3 protein-coding genes are annotated in these 3,260 nt (G+C 62.3%); all 3 read right to left on the reverse strand.

What is annotated here, in order from left to right; translation table 11 throughout:
• Positions 1-46: 46 nt before the first annotated feature.
• From JWQ61_RS21350 to JWQ61_RS21360, 3 genes are read right to left on the reverse strand one after another with little or no spacing between them, the layout of a single operon-like run.
• A complete protein-coding gene (locus JWQ61_RS21350) occupies positions 47-1,204 on the reverse strand; it encodes an enoyl-CoA hydratase/isomerase family protein (RefSeq protein WP_304362289.1) in 1,158 nt (385 codons plus the stop codon).
• On the reverse strand, positions 1,201-1,989 hold the full coding sequence (locus JWQ61_RS21355) for an enoyl-CoA hydratase (RefSeq protein WP_304362290.1): 789 nt from the start codon (positions 1,987-1,989) through the stop codon (positions 1,201-1,203). Before JWQ61_RS21355 ends, JWQ61_RS21350 begins: the two co-directional genes overlap by 4 nt.
• Positions 1,986-3,146 carry an acyl-CoA dehydrogenase family protein gene (locus JWQ61_RS21360; RefSeq protein ID WP_120237352.1) on the reverse strand — a complete coding sequence of 387 codons (1,161 nt, stop codon included), beginning with the start codon at positions 3,144-3,146 and terminating at the stop codon, positions 1,986-1,988. The genes JWQ61_RS21355 and JWQ61_RS21360 overlap by 4 nt, the downstream gene beginning before the upstream one ends.
• Between the last annotated feature and the right edge of the window lie 114 nt (positions 3,147-3,260).

The raw sequence follows: 3,260 nt of genomic DNA on the forward strand, positions 1-3,260 counted from the left end.
ACAGGATAACGTCGATTTATCCGCGCGATTGATCAGCGCATCAACGTTATATCAAATCTGCCAATGGATGGTTTTTCTCGGACCACGGATCGCTGAAAAAACCGTTGCCCCAATCGTTGGTGACCGCAGCCAAAGTTGCGGGCTGCCATTTCGGCTGGCGATCCTTGTCGATGATCAGGGCGCGGATACCTTCGGCAAAATCGGTGCGGGCGGCGCAATGCAGGGAAACCACATATTCCAGGCGAAATATTTCCGCCAGCGACATGTGCCGCGCCCGTTTCTGCAGGGCGTGCGACAGCCAGGCCGAAGCGGGGCTGCCGGCGGCCAGGGTGGCGATGCCTCGTTGCAGCCACTGGTCTTCGGTTGCCAGCGTGACGATATTTTCCACCACCTCCGCCAGGGTAGGCGCGCTGCACAGCCGGTTGATCAATGCGAAATGCTGCTGCAGCGGAGCCGGCGCGCCCGCGAAAGCTGCCGCGCCCTGATCCTGGGCGTCCAGCAAAACCCGGCCCAGCAATACATCGTCCTGCCTGCCGTCCCAAGGCTGGCTCAGCAAAGCCGCCAGCACCCCCTGCTTTTGCGCATGGCTGACCTGGTAATCGGCGAGCCGCGCAAAAATCGCGTCGGCCGCACCGATGGAGGCGCCGCTCAAGGCCAGGAACAAGCCGACCAGGCCCGGCATGCGGTTCAGGAACCAGGTGCCGCCCACGTCGGGATACAGGCCGATCGTTATCTCCGGCATCGCCAGCCGCGATTTCTCGGTCACCACACGGTGGCTGGCGCCCGCCATCAGGCCGATGCCGCCGCCCATCACGATGCCATGGCCCCAGGCCAGGATAGGCTTGGAATAAGTATGGATCAGGTAATCGAGCCGGTATTCGCGCTCGAAAAAATCGCAGGCGTAGCTGTTGCTGCGGATATCTTCCTGCTTGCCAGTTGCATGCTGGTCGAGCATGGTGCAGTACAAACCCTGCAAATCGCCGCCGGCGCAAAAGGCCTTTTCGCCGGCCGCCTGCAACACCACCATCGCCAGTTGCGGATCGGCGGCCCACGCGCGCAATTGCTGGTCCAGCAGATCCACCATTTCCAGCGATATTGCATTCAGCGTCTTTTCCACATTCAGCGTGGCGATGCCGATGCGCTTGCCATTTTCAGCCGCCAGCTCTTCGAACAAAGCCGGCGCCATAGTCACTTCTGCCATCATTGATTGCTCCACACAGCCGGACGTTTTTGCAGGAAGGCGTTCACGCCCTCCTTTTGATCTTCGGTATCGAACAGGTCGAGGAACAATTCGCGCTCCACCGGCAGCAAGTTCGCCAGCGGATTGCTGCGCGCACCCTGGATCAGTTTCTTGCAGGCGCTGATGCTGGACGGGCTCTGTTTGGCAACCTGTTCAGCCAGCGCCAGGGCGCGCTGCCTGACCTCGCCTTTCTTGACCACTTCTTCGACCAAGCCGATGCGCAACGCCGTTTCGGCAGTGACCCGCTCGCCGCACAAGATCATGCGCTTGGCCCAGCCTTCGCCCACCAGCCATGGCAGGTTCTGGGTGCCGCCGGCGCAAGGCAGCAGGCCGACCGCGGCTTCAGGCAAGGCCATCTGCGCATGCTCCTCGGCGATGCGCAAGTCGCAGGCCAGCGCGCACTCCAGGCCGCCGCCCATGGCGTAGCCGTTGATGGCGGCAATCGAGACGCCGCGGAAGCCGGACAGGGTTTCGAACGCCTCGCCAAAGCGGCGCGCCATGTCGCGCGCCATGACCTTGTCGCCATCGGCAAACAGTTTCAGGTCGGCGCCGGCGCAAAAGAATTTCTCGCCTTCGCCGGTGAGCACCAGGCTATAAATATTCTTGTCCGCGTTCAGGTCCTGGACCAGGCGCGTCAGGTCGCTCAGGGCGGCGCCGGTCCAGGTATTGGCCGGCGGATTGGCCATCGTGACGACGGCGGTGTGGCCGATGATTTCCAGCCGCAGGTTGGTATAGGTGGCGTTAGTCATCGGATGTCCTCGTTGGATGCGTTGCCCAGCAACTGACGGGCAATGATCACGCGCATGATTTCATTGGTGCCTTCCAGGATCTGGTGCACGCGCACATCGCGGAAATGGCGTTCCAGCGGATACTCGCGGATGTAACCGTAACCGCCGTGGATCTGCAGCGCTTCGTTGCAGATCTGGAAGCCGATATCGGTGGCAAAGCGTTTCGCCATCGCGCAGTAGGTGGTCGCATTCGGATCCTTGGCATCCAGTTTGCACGCCGCCAGGCGCACCATCTGGCGCGCTGCCACCAGCTCGGTCTGCATGTCGGCCAGCTTGAATTGCAGCGCCTGGAAATCCGACAGCGGCCGGTTGAATTGCCGCCGTTCGCTCATGTATGCGTGCGCGGCATCCAGCGCCGCCTGCGCCGTACCGACCGAGCAGGTGGCGATATTGATGCGGCCGCCGTCGAGGCCGCGCATCGCCAGGCGGAAGCCTTCGCCCTCTTGCCCCAGCAGGTGGTCGGCGGGAATCCGCACGTTATCGAAACTGATGGTGCGCGTCGGCTGGCTGTTCCAGCCCATCTTTTCTTCCTTGCGGCCATAGCTGATGCCCGGCGTATCGGCCGGCACCACGAAGGCCGACACGCCGTGGGCGCCGCCGGCGCCGGTGCGCGCCATCAAGACCAGGACATCGGTGGCGCCGGCGCCGGAAATGAACGCCTTGGAACCGTTGATCACATACTCGCCGTTAACCAGCTGCGCGCTGGTTTTCAGGGAAGCGGCGTCCGAGCCCGAACCGGGTTCGGTCAGGCAGTAGGAACCCAGCTTCTGGCCGCTCGCCAGCTTGCCGCACCAGCCTTCGCGCACCGCCGGCGTGGCCCAGTTGGCGATCATCCAGCTCACCATGTTGTGGATCGTCAGGTAGGCCGTGGTCGAGGTGCAGCCGCGCGCCAGCTCCTCGAACACGATGGTGGCGTCCAGCCGCGACAAACCCAGGCCGCCCACTTCTTCCGGCGTGTACAGACCGCAGAAACCCAGTTCGCCGGCCTTGGCGATGACATCGGTCGGGAAAATGGCTTCGGCATCCCATTTGGCGGCATGCGGCGCCAGTTCTCCTGCGGCGAAATCGCGCGCGGTCTGCTGGAACGCGCGTTGCTCCTCTGATAATTCGAAATCCATGGTGGTCTGTCTCCAAAGCGGATGGGTATGGGTGATTGCTGCTGCCGGCAATTTCTATCCCTGCAGAATAACAATAATTGACGTTAACGTAAACGTCACCCAATCCCTTTGGAC

This window comes from Collimonas fungivorans (genome assembly GCF_028292705.1).
GTDB classification, from domain to species: domain Bacteria; phylum Pseudomonadota; class Gammaproteobacteria; order Burkholderiales; family Burkholderiaceae_D; genus Collimonas; species Collimonas fungivorans_B.

Bases quoted from the DNA above. Each gene is read 5' to 3' on its own strand.
- JWQ61_RS21350 (WP_304362289.1), bottom strand. From the start codon at position 1,204: ATGATGGCAGAAGTGACTATGGCGCCGGCTTTGTTCGAAGAGCTGGCG.
- JWQ61_RS21355 (WP_304362290.1), bottom strand. From the start codon at position 1,989: ATGACTAACGCCACCTATACCAACCTGCGGCTGGAAATCATCGGCCAC.
- JWQ61_RS21360 (WP_120237352.1), bottom strand. From the start codon at position 3,146: ATGGATTTCGAATTATCAGAGGAGCAACGCGCGTTCCAGCAGACCGCG.